Annotated in this window: 19 protein-coding genes; 10 read left to right on the forward strand and 9 right to left on the reverse strand. The window is 57.6% G+C overall.

Annotation, left to right across the window (positions count from 1 at the left end):
• Positions 1 to 14: 14 nt before the first annotated feature.
• On the reverse strand, positions 15 to 1,982 hold the full coding sequence (locus tag Q9R35_RS16325; protein ID WP_042484610.1) for a long-chain fatty acid--CoA ligase: 1,968 nt from the start codon (positions 1,980 to 1,982) through the stop codon (positions 15 to 17).
• Between the two features lie 175 nt (positions 1,983 to 2,157).
• On the opposite strand from Q9R35_RS16325, the gene Q9R35_RS16330 reads away from it, so the two are divergent.
• Positions 2,158 to 2,844 carry a Crp/Fnr family transcriptional regulator gene (locus Q9R35_RS16330; RefSeq protein ID WP_042484612.1) on the forward strand — a complete coding sequence of 229 codons (687 nt, stop codon included), beginning with the start codon at positions 2,158 to 2,160 and terminating at the stop codon, positions 2,842 to 2,844.
• A gap of 29 nt (positions 2,845 to 2,873) precedes the next feature.
• Here Q9R35_RS16330 and Q9R35_RS16335 read toward each other — a convergent pair whose 3' ends face one another.
• Together Q9R35_RS16335 and Q9R35_RS16340 are read right to left on the reverse strand one after the other, a co-directional pair.
• A complete protein-coding gene (locus Q9R35_RS16335; protein ID WP_042484614.1) occupies positions 2,874 to 3,842 on the reverse strand; it encodes a tripartite tricarboxylate transporter substrate binding protein in 969 nt (322 codons plus the stop codon).
• A 133-nt stretch (positions 3,843 to 3,975) separates the two neighbouring features.
• Complete coding sequence (locus Q9R35_RS16340; protein WP_045930628.1) at positions 3,976 to 4,680, reverse strand: YggS family pyridoxal phosphate-dependent enzyme; 705 nt, start codon at positions 4,678 to 4,680, stop codon at positions 3,976 to 3,978.
• 193 nt (positions 4,681 to 4,873) lie between these two features.
• On the opposite strand from Q9R35_RS16340, the gene Q9R35_RS16345 reads away from it, so the two are divergent.
• The 6 genes from Q9R35_RS16345 to Q9R35_RS16370 all read left to right on the forward strand — a co-directional run bounded on the left by Q9R35_RS16345 (position 4,874) and on the right by Q9R35_RS16370 (position 10,465).
• Positions 4,874 to 6,163, forward strand: coding sequence for a Glu/Leu/Phe/Val dehydrogenase (locus Q9R35_RS16345; protein ID WP_026483801.1), 1,290 nt, complete (start codon positions 4,874 to 4,876; stop codon positions 6,161 to 6,163).
• A gap of 158 nt (positions 6,164 to 6,321) precedes the next feature.
• The gene (locus Q9R35_RS16350; protein ID WP_042484618.1) at positions 6,322 to 7,101 is read left to right on the forward strand and encodes an ABC transporter ATP-binding protein; all 780 of its coding nucleotides are present in this window, start codon (positions 6,322 to 6,324) and stop codon (positions 7,099 to 7,101) included.
• Between the two features lie 89 nt (positions 7,102 to 7,190).
• Positions 7,191 to 8,000 carry a transporter substrate-binding domain-containing protein gene (locus tag Q9R35_RS16355; RefSeq protein ID WP_042484623.1) on the forward strand — a complete coding sequence of 270 codons (810 nt, stop codon included), beginning with the start codon at positions 7,191 to 7,193 and terminating at the stop codon, positions 7,998 to 8,000.
• 18 nt (positions 8,001 to 8,018) lie between these two features.
• Positions 8,019 to 8,732 (forward strand): ABC transporter permease, encoded by a 714-nt coding sequence (locus Q9R35_RS16360; protein WP_009460152.1) that lies wholly within the window; start codon positions 8,019 to 8,021, stop codon positions 8,730 to 8,732.
• Positions 8,729 to 9,412 carry an ABC transporter permease gene (locus tag Q9R35_RS16365; RefSeq protein ID WP_081045445.1) on the forward strand — a complete coding sequence of 228 codons (684 nt, stop codon included), beginning with the start codon at positions 8,729 to 8,731 and terminating at the stop codon, positions 9,410 to 9,412. The genes Q9R35_RS16360 and Q9R35_RS16365 overlap by 4 nt, the downstream gene beginning before the upstream one ends.
• Positions 9,413 to 9,475: 63 nt before the next feature.
• Positions 9,476 to 10,465, forward strand: coding sequence for an asparaginase (locus tag Q9R35_RS16370; protein WP_311220130.1), 990 nt, complete (start codon positions 9,476 to 9,478; stop codon positions 10,463 to 10,465).
• Positions 10,466 to 10,635: 170 nt separating this feature from the next.
• Here Q9R35_RS16370 and Q9R35_RS16375 read toward each other — a convergent pair whose 3' ends face one another.
• From Q9R35_RS16375 to Q9R35_RS16395, 5 genes are all read right to left on the reverse strand, one after another.
• Positions 10,636 to 11,562, reverse strand: a complete 927-nt coding sequence (locus Q9R35_RS16375; RefSeq protein WP_311220131.1) for a pseudouridine synthase — start codon at positions 11,560 to 11,562, stop codon at positions 10,636 to 10,638.
• A 109-nt stretch (positions 11,563 to 11,671) separates the two neighbouring features.
• Positions 11,672 to 14,290 (reverse strand): TRAP transporter fused permease subunit, encoded by a 2,619-nt coding sequence (locus Q9R35_RS16380; protein ID WP_086046168.1) that lies wholly within the window; start codon positions 14,288 to 14,290, stop codon positions 11,672 to 11,674.
• A 216-nt stretch (positions 14,291 to 14,506) separates the two neighbouring features.
• Positions 14,507 to 15,505 (reverse strand): TAXI family TRAP transporter solute-binding subunit, encoded by a 999-nt coding sequence (locus Q9R35_RS16385; protein ID WP_096917411.1) that lies wholly within the window; start codon positions 15,503 to 15,505, stop codon positions 14,507 to 14,509.
• Positions 15,506 to 15,561: 56 nt separating this feature from the next.
• Positions 15,562 to 16,458, reverse strand: coding sequence for a MurR/RpiR family transcriptional regulator (locus Q9R35_RS16390; RefSeq protein WP_042484636.1), 897 nt, complete (start codon positions 16,456 to 16,458; stop codon positions 15,562 to 15,564).
• Between the two features lie 156 nt (positions 16,459 to 16,614).
• Positions 16,615 to 16,893, reverse strand: a complete 279-nt coding sequence (locus Q9R35_RS16395) for an acylphosphatase (RefSeq protein WP_045930570.1) — start codon at positions 16,891 to 16,893, stop codon at positions 16,615 to 16,617.
• Positions 16,894 to 17,076: 183 nt separating this feature from the next.
• Here Q9R35_RS16395 and Q9R35_RS16400 point away from each other — a divergent pair, with 183 nt between their 5' ends.
• The 3 genes from Q9R35_RS16400 to Q9R35_RS16410 all read left to right on the forward strand — a co-directional run bounded on the left by Q9R35_RS16400 (position 17,077) and on the right by Q9R35_RS16410 (position 20,360).
• Positions 17,077 to 19,635, forward strand: coding sequence for an EAL domain-containing protein (locus Q9R35_RS16400; RefSeq protein ID WP_311220132.1), 2,559 nt, complete (start codon positions 17,077 to 17,079; stop codon positions 19,633 to 19,635).
• Between the two features lie 134 nt (positions 19,636 to 19,769).
• Positions 19,770 to 20,066, forward strand: coding sequence for a type II toxin-antitoxin system RelE/ParE family toxin (locus tag Q9R35_RS16405; protein ID WP_035268575.1), 297 nt, complete (start codon positions 19,770 to 19,772; stop codon positions 20,064 to 20,066).
• 9 nt (positions 20,067 to 20,075) lie between these two features.
• Complete coding sequence (locus Q9R35_RS16410) at positions 20,076 to 20,360, forward strand: HigA family addiction module antitoxin (RefSeq protein WP_026483809.1); 285 nt, start codon at positions 20,076 to 20,078, stop codon at positions 20,358 to 20,360.
• 110 nt (positions 20,361 to 20,470) lie between these two features.
• Here Q9R35_RS16410 and rmuC read toward each other — a convergent pair whose 3' ends face one another.
• On the reverse strand, positions 20,471 to 21,838 hold the full coding sequence (rmuC, locus tag Q9R35_RS16415) for a DNA recombination protein RmuC (RefSeq protein WP_311220133.1): 1,368 nt from the start codon (positions 21,836 to 21,838) through the stop codon (positions 20,471 to 20,473).
• Positions 21,839 to 21,905 lie beyond the last annotated feature (67 nt).

Below are 21,905 nucleotides of genomic sequence, written 5' to 3' on the forward strand. Positions count from 1 at the left end.
TTGCGCCTCACTCATCATGCGCTCCTTGCTGCTGCGTCAGTCATGCGCTCAATGTGCAGGTCTGCTGAAATGCGCCCGCTGCGCCCATCCTCAAACTTCACTTCTGTCTCCACAAACTGCCTGTCCAAACCGTTGAACAGGGCGTCGACCAGAACCTTGTACTTTTGCGCGATAAAGCCGCGACGTACCTTGCGGGTACGGGTCAATTCATCGTCATCCGGGTCCAGCTCTTTATGCAGAATCAGGAAGGCGCTGATACGCGAGCCGGCCAGCTTGGGATCGTTGGCCAGATCAGCATTGACCTGCGCCACGCAATCGCGAATCAAGGCATAGACCTCGGGTTTGCCGGCCAGATCGGTATAACCGGCATAAGGCAGGTTGCGACGCTCGGCCCAGTTGCCCACGGCTTCCAGATCAATATTGATAAAGGCACATACCTCTTCCTGACCATCGCCAAAAGCCACGGCTTCCTTGATGAAGGGGAAGAACTTGAGCTTGTTCTCGATGTACTTGGGTGCAAACAGGGAGCCATCGGCCAGTTTGCCCACGTCCTTGGCACGATCGATGATCTTTAGCTGACCATCAGTGTCCAGATAACCGGCATCGCCCGTGTGATACCAGCCGTCCTCGGTAAAGGACTCGGCGGTGGACTCGGGATTGCGGTAGTACTCCTTGAACAAACCGGGGCTGCGCACCTGGATTTCACCGTTATCGGCTACGCGGATTTCCACGCCTTTCACAGGTGGGCCCACGGTGTCGGCACGCACATGGCCGTCTTCCTGAACGCAAACGAAGACCGAGGTTTCAGTCGCGCCGTACAACTGCTTCAGGTTGATGCCAATGGAGCGGTAAAAATCGAACAGGTCGGGGCCAATAGCTTCGCCGGCGGTATAAGCCACACGCACGCGGCTCATGCCCAGGGCATTACGCAAGGGGCCGTAAATCAGGATATTGCCCAGGCCATAGCACAGGCGATCCCACATCCCCACGCCAGGCCGCTTGTCCAGAATTTGCACACCCACACGATGGGCCAGCGACATGAAACGCTTGTATAAGGCGCGCTTCAGGGCACCGGCATCTTCCATGCGGATAGTCACTTGCGTGAGCAAGCCTTCCAGCACGCGGGGAGGCGCAAAGTAATAGGTTGGTCCAATATCGTGCAGGTCGATGGAGACGGTTTCGGGCGACTCGGGGTGATTCACTGTAAAGCCCGTGACCAGGAACTGCGTGTAGGAAAACATGTTCTGCCCGATCCAGGCAGGGGGCAGATAGGCCAGCACTTCCTCGGCATCGGTCAGCGACTCCAGCTCCTGAATGGCCAGGCCACGATCCACCAGCGCGCCGTGGGTCAAGACCACGCCCTTGGGCTTGCCAGTGGTACCGGAGGTGTAGAACATGGCGGCAGCATGGTCAGGCGTGATGGCCTTCCAGATACGACGCACACAGTCCGGATCACGCGCCAACTGCAAGCGCCCCTGCTCCATGACCTGTTCGATGTACTGCAGCTGTTCTTGCTGATAATTGCGCAGACCGCGTGGGTCGTCATAGATCAGCGCATCCAGATCGGGGCACTGATCCCAGACTTCCAGCAACTTGTCGACCTGCTCCTGGTCCTCGACCACGGCCACGCGTATGCTGGCATCCAGCAATACATGCAGCATTTCCTGGGCCACTGCATCCTGATACAGCGGCACGGGCACGGCGCCCAGCATTTGGGCCGCCATCATGGCCAGGTACAAGCGCGGGCGGTTTTCACCGATCACCGCAACGTGCTGACCGTCCTTGACACCCAGCCCGGCCAGGCCCGCAGCCAGTTGCTCGGCCTGTTCAGCCAGCTCCTGCCACGTCCAGGTCTGCCAGATTCCCAGGTCTTTTTCGCGCATGGCAACTTTATTGCCGCGCACCTGGGCATGGTGTTCTATCCAGGCTGGGAAGGTGCCGGGTAACCCCGCTACCTGCTCTTTATCCATCCGCACAACCATGTCTCCTCCGAATTTTCCCGGCTTGTTATGGTCCAGGAGGCTGCTTATGATTGCGGCAGAAGGCTGATGTTCTGCCTTCAAGCTATTTGCAGCCTGTTAATAATCAAGTTATCGGCTGCCCGTCCCGAAGATTGTCACGGACATGACATTCGACCTTTATCGAGGGTTAATCCTCATGCATGTTGTAGATGCTTTATCGGAGCGAGCCGCCTGGTTTCGCTTGTTGACACCTGAGCTGCAAGAGCGTGTCCGCCGCGACACACTGATCACCGCATACGAGGCCGGTGCCATCGTCGAACGCAAGGGAGAACGTGCCACTGCCTGGATTGGTGTGCTCTCGGGTTTGCTCAAGGTGTCGGTGGGAAATTCCGAAGGCAAGATTGCCTCCATGACAGGGGTACCTGCCGGTGGCTGGATAGGCGAAGGCTCCTTGCTGAAAAACGAAGAACGCAAATACGATGTGGTCGCCTTGCGCGACTGCCAGGTGGCCCGTTTGCCCGCCCACAGTTTTAACGATTTGCTGGACCAGAGCATTGCTTTCAACCGCTACCTCCTGCATCAGCTCAATGAACGTGTGGCGCAATTTATCGGCAAGGCGGAATACAACAGCCTGTCTACCCCCGATGCCCGCGTGGCACGTTGTCTGGCAGAGCTGTTCAACCCGCTGCTCTACCCCGGAAAAGGTCTGCGCCTGGACATTACCCAGGAAGAAATCGGCTACCTGGCGCGTGTGTCGCGCCAGCGTGCCAACCAGGCCCTGCGCCAACTGGAAAACGAAGGGCTGTTGCTGATCAAATACGGTGGTGTCCAGGTACTGGACCTGGACGGCCTGAAACGTTACGGCGATGAGTATGCCGCCTGATTATGCGGCCACTGTGGACCGCATGAACGTCAATCCATACGGATGCCCGCACGCTCGATAACCGTGGCCCATTCAGCGCGTTCACGCTGGGCGTAGGCCTGGAATTCGTCGGGCGTCATGGGCATGGGTTCTACCCCCATATCGCGGATACGCTGGTCCAGTTCAGGCGTTTTCAGGGCCTGCATCAAGTCCTGGCTCAAGCGCTGACGGGCAGCTTCGTCCATCTTGGGTGGGCCCACCAAACCTTGCCAGGCATAGGCGTAGAAGTCGGCAATACCGGCCTCGGCCATGGTTGGCACATCCGGCAAAAGACTGCTGCGCTCGGGCGTGGCAACGGCTAAGACCCGCAGTTTGCCTGCCTTGATATTGGACAGTGCGGCGGCGGAATCCACAAAGGACATATCCACCTGTCCACCCAGCAAATCCTGAATGGCGGGCGCGGCACCCTTGTAGGGCACGTGCACAATCCTGGTGTCCGTGCGCTGCTTGAACATCTCCAGCGCCAGATGGTGGGGCGAGCCACTGCCGGCCGATGAGGACGTCAGTTTTTCAGGCTGTTTACGAGCCGCTTCCAGCAAATCGGCCACCGTCTTGTAGGGAGACTCCTGTGGCACCGCCAGCATCAAGGGGAAACGGGCCAGACCCCCCACATAGGTGAAGGCTGCCGGGTCGTATTGCAGCTTGCTGTACAAGGAGGAATTGAATGCCAGGGTGCCCGAATCGGCGGTTCCCACCGTGTAGCCATCCGGTTTGGCATTGCTGACATACGTGGCGCCAATAATGGTGGCAGCACCTGGCTTGTTTTCCACAATCAAGGTCTGGCCCAGGCTGCTTTCCAGCTGCTTGGCCACTAAACGGGCAATCACGTCTGAACCACCGCCTGCGGGATAAGGCACTACCCAGGTGACGGCAGACTGGGGCCAGTCTGCTGCCATCGCCGTTCCTGTCAGGCTGGCGCTTAGCAACAGCACACCGGCTCCAAAGTTCTTCCAATGCATGATGTCTCCTCCATGCGTGTAGACAGCGCTTTTGGCGCTGTTTTTTTAAGTATTAAACATCCCGTGCGGGATGCGCAGAGACATTATGCGCGGACAGCCCTGTGCAGGGCATTAGTAACGATGCTGATATCGATTAGCGGTATTCGCGTGCGCCAAACAGGGCCGAGCCGACCCGAACTTCGGTGGAGCCTTCCTGAATCGCCAGCTCGAAATCCCCGCTCATGCCCATGGACAGGCCTTGCACCTGTTCATGGCCCAGCTCCACCAGACGATCGCGCCACTGGCGCAAAGTCGCAAAGCAGGCGCGTACCGCCTGAGGGTCTTCGCTATTGACGGCCATGGTCATCAGACCCCGCACTTTCAGGGTATCCAGCGAACGCAGGGACTGCATGAAAGCCGGCAACTCCTCGGGTGCCAGCCCAAACTTGCTGGGCTCAGGCGAAGTCTTGACCTGGATCAGCACATCCAGGCTGCGCTGCTCGGTTTGCAGGTGCCGATCCAGGGCCTGGGCCAGCGACAAACGGTCCAAAGACTGTACTTCGCTGGCCAAGCGTGCAATATCTTTGGCCTTATTGCTCTGCAGATGGCCTATCATCACCCACTGCACCGCGCGATCGGCCAGCTCGGCCTGCTTGTCCCGAATCTCCTGAACCTTGTTCTCACCCATTCGCGACAGGCCCAAATCCAGAGCTTGCGCCAGCACGGGCACAGGAAAGGTTTTGCTTACCGGTAAAAGAGCCACCGCATCCGCAGGGCGGCCGGCCTGCAAGCAAGCCTGTTCGATACGTTGGCGCAATTGCGCCAAGCGACCAGAAAGGGAAGAGTCAGAAGAAGCCATCAATGCACCAGCACCCAGATAAAACCATCGCAAACGCTGCAAACACAACAGCGGCCATTTCCGATAGCATAACTGTTGCACACGGCCACCGCTAAGCCAATCCACAGCGTGTTTGCCAGGTTCTGCGTCTGTGCGCATTTTGCGTCTTCACTGTGTACTCGTATCCCGTTTCCCCAACCTTATCGAGGAGCTCATGACAGATCGTCCCACCCATGCTTTGCCGTCATACCTGAACGCCGACGACGTCGGCCCGTGGGGTATTTATCTCGAACAAGTGGAGCGAGTCACTCCGTATCTGGGCAAATTGTCCCGATGGGTTGAAACACTCAAGCGCCCCAAGCGCACGCTGATTGTCGACGTACCCATTGAACTGGATAACGGCACCGTGGCCCACTTCGAGGGCTACCGCGTTCAGCACAATACTTCCCGTGGCCCAGGCAAGGGCGGCGTGCGCTACCACCAGGACGTCACCCTGTCCGAGGTGATGGCCCTGGCTGCCTGGATGTCGATCAAATCGGCTGCCGTGAACCTGCCCTTTGGCGGTGCCAAGGGCGGTATTCGTATTGACCCGCGCAACCATTCCCAGGCCGAACTGGAGCGCATCACCCGCCGCTACACCAGCGAGATTGGTGTGATCATCGGCCCCAACAAGGACATTCCTGCACCGGATGTGAACACCAACGCCCAGACCATGGCCTGGATGATGGACACCTACTCCATGAACGTGGGCGGGACCAGCACCGGCGTAGTCACCGGCAAGCCGGTGTCCCTGGGCGGTAGTCTTGGCCGTGTGGAAGCCACTGGCCGCGGCGTGTATACCGTGGGTTGTGAAGCGGCCCGCGACGCCGGTATCGACCTGAATGGCGCCCGCGTCATTGTGCAAGGCTTCGGTAACGTGGGTGGTACCGCCGCCCGCCTGTTCCAGGAGGCCGGCGCCAAGGTGCTGGCCGTACAGGATCACACCGGCACGGTGTACAACCCCAACGGTCTGGACGTACTGGCCTTGCTGAACCACATGGAACAGCACAAAGGTCTGGCCGGAGCGCCCAATGCCGAGGCCATTTCCAACGAAGACTTCTGGCATATCGAAACCGATCTGCTGATCCCGGCCGCGCTGGAGGGCCAGATCAACAAGAACAATGCCGACCGCATCCGCGCCCGCATTGTGATCGAAGGCGCCAACGGCCCCACCACCCCGGAAGCCGACGACATCCTGAACGACAAGGGCGTGACCATTGTTCCGGACGTGGTGGCCAACGCCGGTGGCGTGACCGTGTCCTACTTCGAGTGGGTCCAGGATTTCTCCAGCTTTTTCTGGACCGAGGACGAAATCAACAACCGTCTGGAAATGATGATGCGCTCGGCCTACACCACGGTGGCGGCGGTTGCCAAAGAGCACAACGTCACCTTGCGTACGGCTGCCTTTATTGTGGGTTGCGCCCGCATTCTGGAATCTCGTCAGGTACGCGGCCTGTATCCCTAAGCTCGTAAGGCGGCGTACTCGGTTTATGCCGCTTTTTATGAGCAAAATACAGCGCTTGTGCAAAAAAAACAGGGGGAAAGCGGTAGAATCGGGCATCCAGGATATGACACCCGTATGAAACCCTTACCCCCTTTCTCTTTGACCGCAAGGACGTTGCTGTGAATACCAATGACCTGAACGCGGCGGTCCAGGTACGCGACATCCACAAACGCTTTGGCACCAACGAGGTGCTCAAGGGCATTTCCCTGCAAGCTCACAAGGGCGATGTGCTCTCCATTATTGGAGCCTCCGGCTCGGGCAAAAGTACCCTGCTGCGCTGCATTAACCACCTGGTCGTCCCCGATCAGGGCGAAATCCAGATCGGTAATGACATTTTGCGCAGCCATCGCAATCGCAAGGGCATTTGCCAGACGGACAACCCGCGCCTGCTGGAACAAGTCCGCGCCCGCTTGGGGATGGTGTTTCAGAACTTCAATCTGTGGTCGCACCGCACGGTACTGCAAAACGTCACCGAAGGCCCCATCCACGTCAAAGGCCGCCCGGCCCGTGAAGCGGCTGAATACGCCCGCGAACTGCTGGGCAAGGTAGGCCTGAGCAATAAATGCGATGCTTACCCGGCCGAGCTGTCCGGCGGCCAGCAGCAGCGCGTGGCCATTGCCCGTGCCCTGGCCATGGACCCGGATGTCCTGCTGTTTGACGAACCGACTTCGGCGCTGGACCCGGAAATGGTGGGCGAAGTGCTGCGTGTGATTCGCCAGCTGGCCCAGGAAGGCCGCACCATGATCCTGGTCACCCACGAAATGAATTTTGCGCGTGACGTGTCTTCCGAGACCATTTTCATGCACAACGGCCTGATTGAAGAACGTGGCCACCCCAAAGACCTGTTCGATAGGCCACAATCCGAACGTCTACAGCAGTTTCTACAACCAATGCAGTAAGATCATCGCTTCGTGAATACGACACAGGCTGGAAAACCAGCAGGGCCAATACGGCCCTCACCAGCCTTTCCACAAAGGAGAGCCAGACCATGAGTTTCCTCAGCAAGACCCTGATCTGTGCCAGCCTGGCCCTGTTGGGCTCCCAGGCTGCAATGGCAGACACCCTGAAAATCGGTACCGAAGGTGGTTACCCACCATGGAGCATGGTGGACGCAGCCGGTAAGGTCACCGGCTTTGACGCCGACGTGGGCGCTGCCCTGTGCAAAGAGCTGAACAGCGACTGCAAATTCATCGTGCAAGCCTTTGACAGCCTGATCCCTTCGCTGGATGCCAAGCGCTTTGACCTGATCATCTCGGGCATGTCCTACACCCCCGAGCGTGCCAAACGCGTGAACTTCAGTATTCCTTACGCTGTTGAGGACGCCATTTTCGTTCTGCCCAAGAACAGCGATCTGGTTGGCGCGGACAACGAACAAGCTATTTTTGATGGCCTGGCTGGCAAAACCATTGGCGTTCAAGGTGGCACCACTCACGGCGCTTTCCTGGCCAAGAAAGCCCCCAAGACCACCATCAAGAACTACGAAACTCTGGACCAGATGCAAATCGATCTGGACGCCGGTCGTCTGAACGGCACCTTTGCCGATCTGACCTCCCAGTCCAAGTTCCTGCATAAAGTCGGCGAGGACAACTTTGCCCTGTCCAAGCTGGTCATCAAAGGCTCTTCCGACCCTGAAACTCTGGGTTATGGCATTGCCGTCGGTATTCACAAAGACAATGCAGAACTGAAAGCCAAGGTTGACGCTGCCCTGTGCAAGCTGATCGACGATGGCACCGTCAAGACCGCCAGCGAAAAGTGGTTTGACATCGACATCGCCAACTACGAGATCTGCAAGAAATAAGTCGAGAAGTACCACTTGATGCTAGAGACCATTTTTAATGTGCTGCGCGAAGGCTGGGGCTGGATGTTCCTTCGCGGAGCAGCAATGACCTTGCTGATCTCCGTTTTGGGCATGGCCCTTGGCGTAGTCATTGGGATTACAGGAGCCAGCATCAAGACCAACGGGCCACGCTGGCTGCGTGGCCCCGTTAGCCTGTACACCACGGTTGTTCGCAGTATCCCCGAGCTGCTCATCATCTACCTGCTGTTCTTTGGCTCGGTCCAGGTCGTCTCCGACCTGGCCGATTTCATGCGCATGGAAGATGTGATGACGCGCTGGTTCCCCGCGCTGGTTGGCATTCTGGCCATCGGCCTGATTGCAGGCTCTTACAGCGTGGAAGTGTTTCGCGGTGCCTTGCAAGCCATTCCCGAAGGCCAGATCGAGGCCGCTAAAGCCATTGGCATGTCCCCCTGGCAGCGCCTGCGCCGCATTATCCTGCCGCAAATGTTCTGGTACGCCCTGCCCGGCGCCAATAACGTCTGGCAAACCGCATTGAAAGACACGGCCCTGATCTCCCTGGTGGGTCTGGTCGAGATCATGCGTGCGGCTACCCTGGGTGCCGCCAACACGCGCGAACCCATGGCCATGTACCTGATTGCGGGCGTGCTTTATTTTCTGATTGGTGCCTGTAGTCAGGCCCTGTTTTTGCTGGCCGAACGCTACACCGGCAAAGGCATGAGAGCCCAGGCATGATTGATCTGGAATTATTCAATACAACCGTCGAAACCCTGTTCAAAGGGTTTGGCATGAGCGTGTATATCGGCCTGTGGGGCATTGTGCTGTCGCTGTTCATCGGCCTGTCACTGGCCCTGATGCGCCAGTCTCATAGTCGCATTTTGCGCAGCTTCGCCTTTAGCTACAGCACCGTATTTCGCGGTACCCCGCTGCTGGTGCAGTTGTTCCTGCTGTACTACGGCGTCGGCACCCTGGGCTTTGTCAAAGAGTCACCCGCTCTGTGGTGGCTATTTAGCGATGGCATGCGCTGTGCGATTCTGGCCATTGGCCTCAATAGTGGCGCCTACGTCAGTGAAGTTTTCCGGGGTGGTTTTCAGGCTGTGCCGGTTGGCCAGATCGAAGCGGCCAAATCCATCGGCATGTCCGCCTGGATGCGCTTTCGTCGCGTGGCGTTTCCTTTGGCGATTCGTCAGGCCTTGCCCGCGTACAGTAATGAAATTGTGCTGGCTATTAAAGGCACCAGCCTGGCCTCGACCATTGCCGTCATGGACCTGACCGGCCATGCCAAACGCTTGATGAACCAGAACTACGCCATCATCGAGACCTTTGTTATTGCAGGTCTGCTATACCTGCTGATCAACTTTACCCTGCTGTCGGTGGTGCACCTGATCGAGCGCTGGTTGAAAGTTCGCCGCTAAACCGGCCTTATCCCAGACTCTCCGCACCCCCTGACGCAACAACTGGACGCGGAGCACTCTCACATGCCAATACGCCCCAAACTGGCTCTGGTGGGCACCGGCGGCACGATTGCCGCCACCACCCAGTCCAATACTGGCCTGACCGATTACGACATCACCCAGGGCGTGCACACGCTGCTGCAAGCCGTGCCCGGCATTAATGAACTAGCCGATCTGGAATGCCATCAGGTGTTCAATGTGGACAGCCGGGCCATGGGCTCGCTGATGTTGCTGGAGCTGTCCCACAAGCTCAATGAACTGCTGGCACGGCCGGACATCAACGGCGCAGTAGTGACACACGGCACCGATACGCTGGAAGAAAGCGCTTTTTTCCTGCATCTGACTCTGAAAACCGACAAGCCCGTGGTCATGGTGGCTGCCATGCGCCCGGCCTCGGCCCTGAGCGCAGACGGTCCGCTGAATCTGTATCAAGCCGTGCAAGTAGCCTGCTCTTCGCTGGCACAGGATCAGGGCGTGCTGGTGCTGCTCAACGACCAGATACACAGCGCCCGTTTCCTGAGCAAGCAACACACCACCCTGACCAGCGCCTTCGGCTCACCCGATGCCGGCCCTCTGGGTCTGGTTGCAGGCGGCCAGCCACGTTTCATGATGCGCAGCCTGCTGCCCCACACACACAGCAGCCTGTTCGATGTGCGCTCCTTGCACAGCTTGCCTAAAGTTCAGATCTTTTACGATCACCCCGATACGCTGGCGGAACTGTATCGCCACGCAGCACAAAGCGGTGTGCAAGGCATTGTGGTGGCGGCAACCGGCAACGGCAGCCTGACCCCCGGAGCGCTGGAAGGCGTCAGCCGGGCGCACCGACTGGGAGTGGTCTGCGTGCGGGCCTCTCGTATCCACGCAGGGCCAGTGACCGACAGCGCTTACGATGAAGACCATCACACTATCGCCGCGCATTATCTGCCCGCGCAAAAAGCCCGAATCTTGTTGATGCTGTGTCTGGCCAGCAAGCTGGAACACGAGGAAATCGAGGGTATTTTCCACGATTACTAATCCAAACCAAGAATCAGGATTGAAGTTATCACTTGCCGCTCGTCAGCGTTGGCTCTTGATGCGCTAGGCTTAGCTTAGCTTCTCCACCTGCACTGCAGAATTCGCTTGTGCAGGGACGTCTATGGTTCCAATTTGCAATTGGTGGCCACTCTTTGCAAACACATCCCCCACTAAGCCAGCTCCAGCTGACGCTGACTGCTGAAACGCCGTGGCTGACCCGTTAAAGGGTCTACAAAAGCAATATGCCGTGCCAGTAACTGCAAGGGCTGGCTGAAGTCGTCCGCTTCGCGCTCCGGCAGCAGCTCGGGATAAAACACATCATTGATGATAGGTGCCCCCAGGCTGCTCAGATGCACCCGCAGCTGGTGTTTACGGCCACTATGAGGGCGCAAGCGATACAGCGCCAAATGCTGCCCTTGCCCATTGTGCCACTGGCGCTCACACAGAATTTCAGTACTGCTGTTTGGCTCGCCAGCGACCTCTTCCATCACGAAACGGCCCGGCACTTCCTTCATGCAGCTGCTGTACACCAGCCCATTTGCCAGTTTGTCCTGAAACGGTGCGACGGCTTCATATTCCTTCTCGATCCCGCCCTGCTGAAACAATGACTGATAGGCCCCGCGAGCCGCTGGGTCACGGCAGAACAGCAAGATACCCGCCGTTTCCCTGTCCAGCCTATGGATGGGGCTGATGCCATCCTCTGCAAAGTCCCTGCGCAGACGAGTCAGCGCAGTTTCGTACAAGTAGCGCCCGCCCGGCGTTGTTGCCAGAAAATGCGGCTTGTCCACCGCAATCAGACGATCATCCACGTACAGAACAGGCATTTCGAAAGGCACAACCGCTTCGTTCTCCACCATGCGGAAATACCACAGCCAACGATCGGGCTGATAGCTGGAGCCCGGCTGCTGCGGCACGCCGTTCTGATCCAGAATATCGCCCCGCGCCAGGCGCTCTCGCAATACGTCCGGGTCCATATGTGGAAAGCGCTCCAGGAGGAAAGCGTCCAGCGATGTCCAGGGACCGCGCGGGCACCATACTTTGCTGGGACTGACCCCATTACGCGAGGGTACGGGCGGAGCGTTACTGATCGGTGCCATGACAAAAGCCAAACAGAAAACGGCCCGCTTGCGCAGCGGGCCTGAAATCCAGGGCCATCAGTGTACTACCAGCCGCCACAGGGGCGGCTGGCTCTTGCCATCATTGCAATCAGGTTTGGGCCGTACCGTGCGGCGGCAAAGCACGCCGCATACGTACACCCTGCCTTGTCCATAACCCGATCAAAATCAGGAAGGCAGGAAGAAATACCCAGAACTCGGAAGGACGATCGGGGTGCGGCACTTTAACCTGCTGGATATCCCAGCCCTGCTCCCATCCGGCCCTGCGCGCCGAGCTGCCAAAGGCAACCGACGCCACTTGCGCCGTGTCGCCAAACGCCATGACCGTCAGACCTGCCAAGGACAGGCGCTTGCTGGCCGCGGCCAGACCCGTAGCCTGATCCCCTTCCGGCAAGGCCGGCAGGGACACGGCAACTGTTTTCTGCAAATCCTTGCCTTCCAGGTTCATCCCGGCCAGTTGGACCACCAGATTGCCCCCGTCGGGGGTGTTCTGCACCACCTGCATCAACTCGGAAGCGGGACGACTTTGGTACTTCTCGCTGACATGGTCCATGAACCAGTCCGGACGGAACAGCATGAACGTGGCCAGCAACAGCAGGATCGTCTCCAGCCAGCTGGTTTTGATACGCAACCAGCCCATTGTTGCCGCCGCAAATGCCAGAGAGGCCACGGTTGCGCCCACCACGACCAGGACCAACTCCCAGGCACTGTGTATGCCGATCAACAAGAGCATGGGGTTGAAGATGAACATGAAGGGCAGTACCGCCGTACGCATCGCATAAGTGACGCCCTGCACCCCGGTCTTGATCGGGTCCTCTCCTGAAATGGCAGCGGCCGCAAAGGTCGCCAGCCCCACCGGCGGCGTAATATCCGCCATGATCCCGTAATAGAACACGAACATATGGACGGCAATCAGCGGTATCACCATTCCGCTTTGCGCCCCCAGCTCCACCACGACGGGAGCCATCAACGTCGCCATCAGAATGTAGTTGGCGGTGGTGGGCATGCCCAAACCCAAAACCAGACACACAGCGGCGGTAAAGAACAGCATCACCAGCACATTGCCCATGGAGACCAGCTCCACAAAGGCTGTCATGCGCAGGCCCAGCCCGGTCAGGGTAATGGCTCCCACAATCAGGCCAGCGGTCCCGCAGGCAATCCCGATACCCACCATATTGCGGGCGCCTTCCTGCAGTCCTGTCCATACCTCGCTGATACCCTGGCGCAGCGGCTGAGCCGTTGCCTGCTTGCGAAACCAGGCGATGATGGGACGCTGCGTGGCCATCTGAAACAACATGGCCACTACCGCCCAGAAAGCCGACAGACCGGCGGACATGACCTCGACGCTCAGGCACCAGACCAAAATGCCGATCGGAATCAGGAAATACAAACCAGCACGTACGGTAGGCCACGGCTCGGGGCGCACCGGCGTGTTCACATTAATGTCGGTGGGCAGATCTTCGTGGTCCGCGGCCACTTTCAGCAAAAACACATACAGCACCAGCAGCAAAAGCAGCAAAATCCAGATCGCTGCCTCACCGGCTACGGCCTGCACGCCGACACCTATCCAGTAGACCAGCCCCATCACAATCAAGGTGCCGGCCGTGCCCATGCCCCACCCTGCCAGTTTCTGCGTAAAGGTCTTGGGCTTGCCAGAGGCCATCATGGGTTGAATACCCAGCTTCAGCGCTTCCAGGTGCACGATATAAAACAGTGCGATGTATGAAATCACCGCAGGCAGCAGCGCATGACGAATGATCTCGGTGTAAGGGATGCCGACATATTCAATCATCAAAAAGGCAGCCGCCCCCATGACAGGCGGCATGATCTGACCATTGACGGACGAGGCTGTTTCAATCGCCCCGGCCCGAATACCGCCGTAGCCCGCTTTTTTCATCAGGGGAATGGTGAAAATACCGCCCGTCACCACATTGGCAACGGAAGAAGCCGACACAATCCCGTTCACGGCCGAGGAGACCACAGCCACTTTGGCTGGCCCGCCCCGCAAATGTCCCAGCAAGGCAAACGAGACCTGCATCATGTAATTGCCCGCCCCACAGCGATCCAGCAAGGAGCCAAGCAGTACAAAAATAAAGATGTACGAGACCGAAACGCCCAGCGCAACCCCGTACACGCCCTCCGTGGTCAGCCACATATGCGAGACCAGGCGCTGTAAGGAGGCGCCCCGGTGAGACAAGGCATCAGGCAGCCAGGGCCCCAGAAAAATATAGGCAATAAACACAATCGCCAGCACCGCCATGGGTGCGCCCAACGAGCGCCGCGTCGCCTCCAGCAGCAACACCAGGCCCATACTGGCCACCACCACATCCATCGTGGTGGGGATACCGGGGCGCGTCGCCAGCTCTTTATAGAAAAAGAACAAATACGAGCCGCAAAAGGCCGCAATCAGGGCCAAGAGCCAGTCATGAATCGGAATTCTGTCCCGTGCGGACTGCTTGCGGGCAGGGAAAGCCAGATAAGCCAGGAACATGGCGATGCCCAAATGCAGGGCTCGCGCTTCAGTGTCATTGAAAATGCCCAGATTTAGGGCAAACGGCAGCGGAGAGGCATACCAAAGCTGAAACAAGGACCAGCCTATTGCAGCCAAAAACAAAACCATACCTGCGGCACCTGCCACAGAACGGCCACCACGATCGACATCGGCAACCAGTTTTTCCAGTTCAGCCGTTTCATCCTGTGTCAGGGCCATGTCCGGCCCCGCTTTTTTATGTTCTTGTTGTGTCATTTACATTCGTCTCCAGGAAAACCTGGCATAGAGCACCGGCACCGCCGACACCGCCGGCAAAGCACCCGATCTACCTGGGCTGATTCGCCCAGGTCCTCCAGACCAGAGGCAAGGCCACAGCTATGGCCATGGCACTTGCGGCCAGGCTGGCACAGCCAGCCTGGTGTCAATCAGACTGTCTTACAGCAGCCCTTTTTCCTTGAAGTACTTTTCAGCCCCTTTGTGCAAAGGAGCAGACAGGCCATTTTTGACCATGTCCTCTTTCTTCAGATTCGCCAATGCAGGATGCAGACGCTTGAAGTCATCAAAGTTGTCGAACACCGCCTTGACGACGTTGTAGACGGACTCTTCGGGCACATCCTCGGACGTCACAAAGGTTGCCAGAACGCCATAGGTCTGAACGTCGTCAGGATTATTGGGGTACAGGCCGCCGGGAATCGCAACCTTGGCGTAGTAGGGATAAGTCTCGACCAGCTTGTCCACCGCAGGACCGGTCAGAGGCACCAGCTTGGCGCCGCAAGAGGTGGTGGGATCCTGAATATTGGCCGAGGGATGGCCTACGCCATAGATAAAGCCGTCAATCTTGCCGTCACACAGTGCCGGGCCGTGCTCGTCCGGGCGCAGCTCCGAGGCCAGCGAGAAAAAGCTGTTATCCAGCCCCATGGCCTGCAGCAACTGATCCATAGAGGCGCGCGTGCCCGAACCCGGATTGCCTACGTTAAAACGCTTGCCCTTGAAGTCGTCAAACTTGCTGACATTGGCCTCTTTGCGAGACAGCACCGTAAAGGGCTCCGGATGAATGGAGAATACCGAGCGTAGCTTCTTGTAAGCCCCGCCATCCTTGAACTGGCCTTCACCGTTGTACGCGTTGTAGCCCACATCAGACTGCACCACGCCCAGGTCCAGCTCGCCCGCCTTGATGGTGTTGACGTTAAAGACCGAACCGCCCGTGGATTCCACCGAGCAACGCACACCGTCAGTACCCCGATCCTTATTGACCAGACGGCAAATCGCGCCACCCGCCGCGTAATACACCCCGGTCACACCACCCGTCCCGATACTGACAAACTTCTGCTGGGCGCTGGCAGGCAAGGGGCTGAGCAACATGGCGCACATGGCCGCTGTTGCACTCAGCGCCCATACCGTTTTCTTGCCTGTTTTTTTGCTAATGTGTTCCATCTTTGTGTCTCCCATGGGGGTCTCCCCTGTTTGTATAGCCGGTAAGACCGGTTTCTTTACGTAGACGGAGCGGAACCAACCGCTTCGTCCTGTTGCCAATAAACTCCCTGACTTCGAAATGAAGACTCCAGCTGCGCCAGGCGCTGCACCACCGTCTTGCCACCCAAGGTGGCAATTCGTGCCAACAAATGCTCGGCAACCGTGACGGTGCCCACTAGAGAATGAAAAAAACTGGCCGCTGGTTGCTCGCTGGTCTGCGCATCAAACAACAAGACATGCTCGGCTCCCTGCGCCACCGGAGAGAGCACGCTGTCCGTTATGGCGACCACGGTAATGCCACGCTGCACCGCCTGCTGCACACTATTGACCACGGCTTTCACATACGGGGTCTGGCTGATCACAAGCAGCACCCCCCCGCTGTCCAGACCCGCTTCCAGTTCCAGAAACAAGTCCACCGCCCGGTTCAGCAAGACGCCATTACCGCGTATCAATTGATACGCATAATGCATCTGGAACGCACAGGCAAAGCTCACTCCCAAACCCATGAAACCCACTTTGGAAGCACCCAGAATCGCCTGGGCACAAGCGTCCAGAACGCTGACCGAATTGAGCCGCAGGACAGACTCCAGGGCCATCTCCTGTTGCTCCCCCAAGTACCGTGTTTGTTGCTCTGAAGCCCGGTTGCCTTGCAAATTCTGGGCCCGCGCTGCCATCGTGCCGCCATTGCGATGCAAAGCCTGCTGAAACGGCTCACGAAAGCAGTCATAGCTTTCATAGCCCGCCGCCTTGGCCAGACGCAGCATGGTTGCCGGAGCAACGGACAACTCCTGCGCCTGTTTGCGCATGGACCACAGGCTGACTTCAACCGGGTGGCGCTCCACCCATTGAGCAGCGCGACGCAACTCGGGCGTCAGGCCAGGCAAGATACGCTGCAAACGCAACAAGGGCTCCATTTGTCGTCCTACTCAGACCTCAACACAATAAAACGCATGTTAATCTGGAGAACGTCAAAAAAAACAAATGTTTTCCTAGGGTTTGCCCGCAAATAACTATAATTATTTCTTTTTGGGGGCAGGCCCACTCAGCGCTGACACCGCCGCTCGCGCTTGTTAGCGAATCTCAAAAAAATCGTACCGCTTATCGGTATAAGAGCGCTGTATATCCACGTGTTCAACCACCGCCTGTTCCGGGCCGATATACAGCCAGCTCACCATACTGTCTATGGCATCGGCACTGCCTTGCAACAGCAGCTCAACCGAACCATCACCGGCATTGCTGACCCAGCCTTTGACGCCATACAAATGAGCATGGCGCAAGGCACTGGCTCGAAACCCGACGCCCTGCACCCGCCCCTTAACACACACCTCTACCGTTTCACAATCCGCCATTAGCCTGCTCCTGCTATTTATCCCCGAAATACGGCACGCATCCGCCCCACATCTCGATATTCAGTTAAATTAGTCACATCATTGTTGCATGACCGCACCCGCCCCTGATTACCTGCTTTACGCAGCTATTACCCTATGAATTTGCCCCGCCTTTTTACTCTATCGCTGCGCAGGGCAATATACATGCTAGGCATGCTGGTCGCTCTGGGGTTTGTGTCGACCCCCATCCATGCCGCCCCCCACTCCCAGCAACACATCGTACGGGTGGGAATCTACGAAAACCCGCCCAAACTCCTCTTGGACAGCCAGGCACGCCCCGGCGGCATTATGGGCGAGCTGCTGCTGGAAATTGCCAAGCGCGAAGGCTGGACACTGGAAGCCGTGCAATGCGAATGGCAACAATGCCTCAATGCCCTACAAAATGACCTGCTCGATATCGTGCCAGGCCTGGCCTACTCTCCCGAACGAGCCGCCTTATACAGCTACCACAGCCGAGCCGTGCTGGAGGACTGGTCACAGATATTTACGGGCAAAGGCACCCACATTGGCGCCCTAAATGACCTCAATGGCAAACGCATTGCCGTCATGAGCGGAACCCTGCAATTAACCCAGCTCTACAATATTTTGCAAAAACTGGAGCTGGGTTCCAAGCTGGTCATTACCGATTCCCAGTACAACGCACTGAAACTGGTCCAGAGCAAACAGGCCGACGCCGCCGTAGTCGGCCATTTATTTGGGGTGCGTCATGCCGGCGAACATGGCCTGAAAACCGCCCCTATCCGGCTGGAGCCTACCAATACTTACTTTGTCACAGCCAAGGACCGCCACCTGGATTTGCTGGCCGCCATTGATGCGAACATCAAGCAATGGCAAGACAATAACGACCCGTTCTATACAGAAACACTGAATCAGTGGGGCCTGCGCCTGATCGAAAAACCGACCAAGCCCTGGATTATTCCCGCCTTGCTGACGCTGGGCGTCTTGCTGACCATTGCCCTGCTGACCGTCACCCTGATGCGCATCGGCCTGCGTCGTCAGCGCAAGAAGCTGGTCCGTACCGAGCACCATCTGCATACCGTGCTGGATGCGATTGATGCCTACGTCTACATCAAGGACGACCAGTTTCGTTATCAATATGCCAACCGCAAGCTGTGCGAGGACCTGAACTACACCACGGTCAGCATTGTGGGCAAAACCGATCAGGACCTGTACGCCAACAAGCAGACCATTAACGAATTCCGGCATAACGACGAGCAGGTGCTGTATAGCGGGGAGCGCCTGGCGGTAGAGGAAGTGGTGCGCGACCGGAAAGGCGATATACGCGCGACATTCTTCTCCATCAAAATGCCGGTCAAAGACCCCGAGACCCGACAAACCAATCTGTACTGTATTTCCACCAATATCTCGGCCTTGAAGGCCACCCAGTCGGAGAACTACCGTCTGGCGTTCTACGACCCACTGACCGAGCTACCCAACCGCCGTTTGTTGCTGCAGCGCCTGGAGCGTCATCTGCAGACCATCGAGCCGTACAAGCGGCCGGGTGCCTTGTATTTCCTGGATCTGGATCGTTTCAAGCACATCAATGATGCACGCGGCCACGCCATTGGTGATGCCTTGCTGCGCAAAGTGGCGCGCCGCCTTTCCTTGATGATTGATCCCCAAGACATCGTGGCCCGTCTGGGCGGGGACGAATTCGTCATCCTGAAAATTCTGCATCCCGGCACTGTGCGTGACTGCTACAAGGAGGCCCTGGAGTTTGCCGAATTGGTACGCACCCGCCTGGAGGAGCCCTACAGCATCGAAGGCCACTCCTATCTGAGCAGCAGCAGTATTGGCCTGGCACTGATTACCGACAGCACTCTGACCTCTGAGGACCTGATGCGTCAGGCCGACACCGCCATGTATCGCTCCAAGGAGAATGGCCGCAACCAGATCACCTTGTACGAACCTGGCATGCAAGAGGCGCTTGAAGAACACCTGAGCCTGCAACACGACCTGCGATTTGCCATTGGTTCGGATCAGTTGCGCCTGTTTGTCCAGTCCCAGTACGACAAGCAAAACCGCATCTGCGGGGCCGAAGTGCTGCTGCGCTGGCTGCACCCGACACGCGGCATGCTGACACCCAACCTGTTCATTCCGCTGGCCGAAAGCACGGACTTGATCACCCCCTTGGGGGACTGGATCATGGCATCCGTCTGTGATCTGCTGCTACAAACTCAGGGATGCAGCTTCCCCATTTCCATCAACGTCAGCCCGATTCAATTCCGCCGCCCTGACTTTGCCCGCCGTACACGCCAGATCCTGGAGACCAGCGGCGCACCGGCCCATCGCCTGATCTTTGAAATCACCGAAGGCGTGCTGATGGAAGACTTTTCCTCCGCCAACACCATGATGCGCGAGCTGAAAGATCTGGGCATCCGTTTTTCCATGGACGACTTTGGCACTGGCTATTCCAACCTGGCCGCCATCCGTCGCCTACCGCTATACGAGCTGAAAATGGACCGCAGCCTGATCCTGGGAGTCCCCATGGAGCAAGAAGCCAACGCCATTGTGCGCACCGTGCTGGCGATGGCAAGACAGCTAGGCCTGCATGTCGTGGCCGAGGGTGTGGAAAACGAGCAGCAAAAAGAATTTCTGCTGCGTCGCGGCTGCCATGCACTGCAAGGCTATCTGTTCAGCGCACCGCAATTGGTGGAGCAGTGGCTGGAGCTTATTGAGCAGGATGATGGCGCTCAACCATAAAAGCCATCGACCGCACTAAACCAGCCTCAACGCCCCTCAGCCAGTTCAAAAACTCAACCCCAGGCGAAACAGCAAATAGGCCAAGAATAACGTCAATATTTGCATATCGTATAGTGATCATATACACTATACAAATGATTAAGAGCTTCCGACACAAGGGTCTTCAGGCTTACTTTGAAACCGGCTCCAAATCCGGCATTCAAGCCAAGCATGCTGTTCGCCTTCAGATTCAGTTAACGGCCCTGCACTCTGCTACTCAAGCGGAAGATATGAACGCCCCCGGATGGAAGCTCCACAAGTTATCTGGCAAAAACCCCAAAGGCCAATCTGTACAAGATCACTACACAATATCGGTTAGCGGAAACTGGCGTCTAACCTTTTACTTTGAAGGCGAAGACGCTGTTTTGGTGGACTACCAGGACTATCACTAGGAAAACATTATGCGTATGCACAACCCATCCCACCCCGGCCCAGTCTTGCGGGAATACTTGGGCGAACTCAGTGTCACTGAGGCGGCATCCCGCCTTGGCGTAACGCGTGCAGCCTTATCGCGCATTCTCAATGGTTCTGCCGGTATTTCGGCAGACATGGCCTTACGCCTGCGCGACGCCCTTGGAACCAGTGCCGAAATGTGGATCAACATGCAGTCCCACTACGATCTTTGGCAGGCAGAGCAAAAGCCAAGGCCCAAAGTCGTGTCCTTTCATGGACCTGCTCATGCCTGAGCGACGACGCGCGGAATAAACAATAAATCGATGTGAGCTACACGGCGTACTCGGACGCCATGTGCTTTTTCGGCCTGCAATCTACCCTATATCCTCAAGCCTGCTCCAGATTAGGTATCTGGCTCTTTGTCCTGAACTGGCTCTGCCTCTTCCGGCAAGACCCAATCCAGACGTTCGTGCTCTATATCCGTATGCAAGGGCTCAATGCCAGGTTGAGTCCGTTTAGCCCTGGCCGATAGCTCGGCAAAGCGGCTGACTTTGCCGTACAAGCCTTGCTGGCCGGCCAGTGCAGTCACCGTGCTGTTGTAGTGTTTGCCCGCCTGCCCCAGGGTTTCGCCCAGCTTTTTCAGGCGCTCGGCCAGGATGGATACCTGGTTGTAGATATCACCTGCGCGCTGACTTAATTCATGGGCTTGCTCGTTGCTGCGCACCATCATCCAGATATTGGCTACGGTACGCAAAATAGGCAGCAAGGTTGTGTGCGAGACCATCAGGACGTTCTTGCCCAGGCCGTAGTCAAACAGGCCATGATGATGCTGCAAAGCCTGCATATAGGCCGCTTCAATGGGCACGTACATGAACACGAAGCCGGGGCTGTTCAAGCCTGCCAAGGCGCTGTAATCCTTGGAGGCCAGATCATCAATATGATTGCGTAGCGCTTGCACATGCGCTTGCAGGCTTTGTTGACGTTCCTCGTCAGTCTCAGCGCGGATAGCACGGTCATAATCCACCAGGGACACTTTGCAATCGAGCACCAGATGCTTGTCCTGCGGCAGGTGCACCACGAAGTCGGGGTATCGCAAGCGGCCTTGCTCGTCGCGGGCCTGCCATTGTGTATCGAAGTGGACGCCTCGCACCAAACCGGCCACTTCCAGCGTTTTTTCCAGCTGCGTTTCGCCCCAGTTGCCGGTGGTCTTTTTATCGCCCTTCAGCGCCACCGCCAGGGAGTGAGCCTCGGCACTCATGCGCAGGCCCATTTCCTGCATGCGTTGCAGCTCCAGATTCAAGGCGGTCTGGCCTTTGACGGATTCATCGTGCACTTGATTCACGCGCAGCTGGAAGCCTGCCAATTGCTCCCGGAATGGTCGCAGCATTTCATCCAAAGTGCGCTGACTATCCTGACGCAAGGTCTGTCCTTTGGCCTCCAGAATCTGCTGAGCCAAGGACTCGAACTGCAAACGCATCTGCTCGCGACTATGCTCCAGGTCCTCTTGTATGGCCTGATTGCGCATTTCCTGAGCCTGCAACTGGGCATCGCGGCGTATCAGTTCCTTGTCCAGCTCCACTGCCCGGTCCTGCGCATCCTGAGTCTGCTCCTGTGCATGGGCCAAGTCTTGTTCCAGGCGTGCGCAGCGATCCGCCAAGGCCTGCTCAATAGGCGCACTCATGCGCGCCCGCAGCCACAGCCCGATCAGCAAACCCAGCGCCAAGGCGACCAGGGCAATCAACACATCCAAGCCCCTCACATCCAGCTCCATCCACCGTACTCCTGCCCAGCGCCGCCCGCGCAGGAATGCCCTGGCTGGTCTGTCTGGCTAAGCCTGC

The sequence above is a fragment of the Alcaligenes sp. AB3 genome, from assembly GCF_031844565.1.
GTDB lineage: Bacteria > Pseudomonadota > Gammaproteobacteria > Burkholderiales > Burkholderiaceae_B > Alcaligenes > Alcaligenes faecalis.

Excerpts from the sequence above, each read along its gene's own strand:
- Q9R35_RS16325 (WP_042484610.1), bottom strand. The coding sequence starts at position 1,982 with ATGGTTGTGCGGATGGATAAAGAGCAGGTAGCGGGGTTACCCGGCACC.
- Q9R35_RS16330 (WP_042484612.1), top strand. The coding sequence starts at position 2,158 with ATGCATGTTGTAGATGCTTTATCGGAGCGAGCCGCCTGGTTTCGCTTG.
- Q9R35_RS16335 (WP_042484614.1), bottom strand. The coding sequence starts at position 3,842 with ATGCATTGGAAGAACTTTGGAGCCGGTGTGCTGTTGCTAAGCGCCAGC.
- Q9R35_RS16340 (WP_045930628.1), bottom strand. The coding sequence starts at position 4,680 with ATGGCTTCTTCTGACTCTTCCCTTTCTGGTCGCTTGGCGCAATTGCGC.
- Q9R35_RS16345 (WP_026483801.1), top strand. The coding sequence starts at position 4,874 with ATGACAGATCGTCCCACCCATGCTTTGCCGTCATACCTGAACGCCGAC.
- Q9R35_RS16355 (WP_042484623.1), top strand. The coding sequence starts at position 7,191 with ATGAGTTTCCTCAGCAAGACCCTGATCTGTGCCAGCCTGGCCCTGTTG.
- Q9R35_RS16360 (WP_009460152.1), top strand. The coding sequence starts at position 8,019 with ATGCTAGAGACCATTTTTAATGTGCTGCGCGAAGGCTGGGGCTGGATG.
- Q9R35_RS16365 (WP_081045445.1), top strand. The coding sequence starts at position 8,729 with ATGATTGATCTGGAATTATTCAATACAACCGTCGAAACCCTGTTCAAA.
- Q9R35_RS16370 (WP_311220130.1), top strand. The coding sequence starts at position 9,476 with ATGCCAATACGCCCCAAACTGGCTCTGGTGGGCACCGGCGGCACGATT.
- Q9R35_RS16375 (WP_311220131.1), bottom strand. The coding sequence starts at position 11,562 with ATGGCACCGATCAGTAACGCTCCGCCCGTACCCTCGCGTAATGGGGTC.
- Q9R35_RS16380 (WP_086046168.1), bottom strand. The coding sequence starts at position 14,290 with ATGGCCCTGACACAGGATGAAACGGCTGAACTGGAAAAACTGGTTGCC.
- Q9R35_RS16385 (WP_096917411.1), bottom strand. The coding sequence starts at position 15,505 with ATGGAACACATTAGCAAAAAAACAGGCAAGAAAACGGTATGGGCGCTG.
- Q9R35_RS16390 (WP_042484636.1), bottom strand. The coding sequence starts at position 16,458 with ATGGAGCCCTTGTTGCGTTTGCAGCGTATCTTGCCTGGCCTGACGCCC.
- Q9R35_RS16395 (WP_045930570.1), bottom strand. The coding sequence starts at position 16,893 with ATGGCGGATTGTGAAACGGTAGAGGTGTGTGTTAAGGGGCGGGTGCAG.
- Q9R35_RS16400 (WP_311220132.1), top strand. The coding sequence starts at position 17,077 with ATGCTAGGCATGCTGGTCGCTCTGGGGTTTGTGTCGACCCCCATCCAT.
- Q9R35_RS16405 (WP_035268575.1), top strand. The coding sequence starts at position 19,770 with ATGATTAAGAGCTTCCGACACAAGGGTCTTCAGGCTTACTTTGAAACC.
- Q9R35_RS16410 (WP_026483809.1), top strand. The coding sequence starts at position 20,076 with ATGCGTATGCACAACCCATCCCACCCCGGCCCAGTCTTGCGGGAATAC.
- rmuC (WP_311220133.1), bottom strand. The coding sequence starts at position 21,838 with ATGGAGCTGGATGTGAGGGGCTTGGATGTGTTGATTGCCCTGGTCGCC.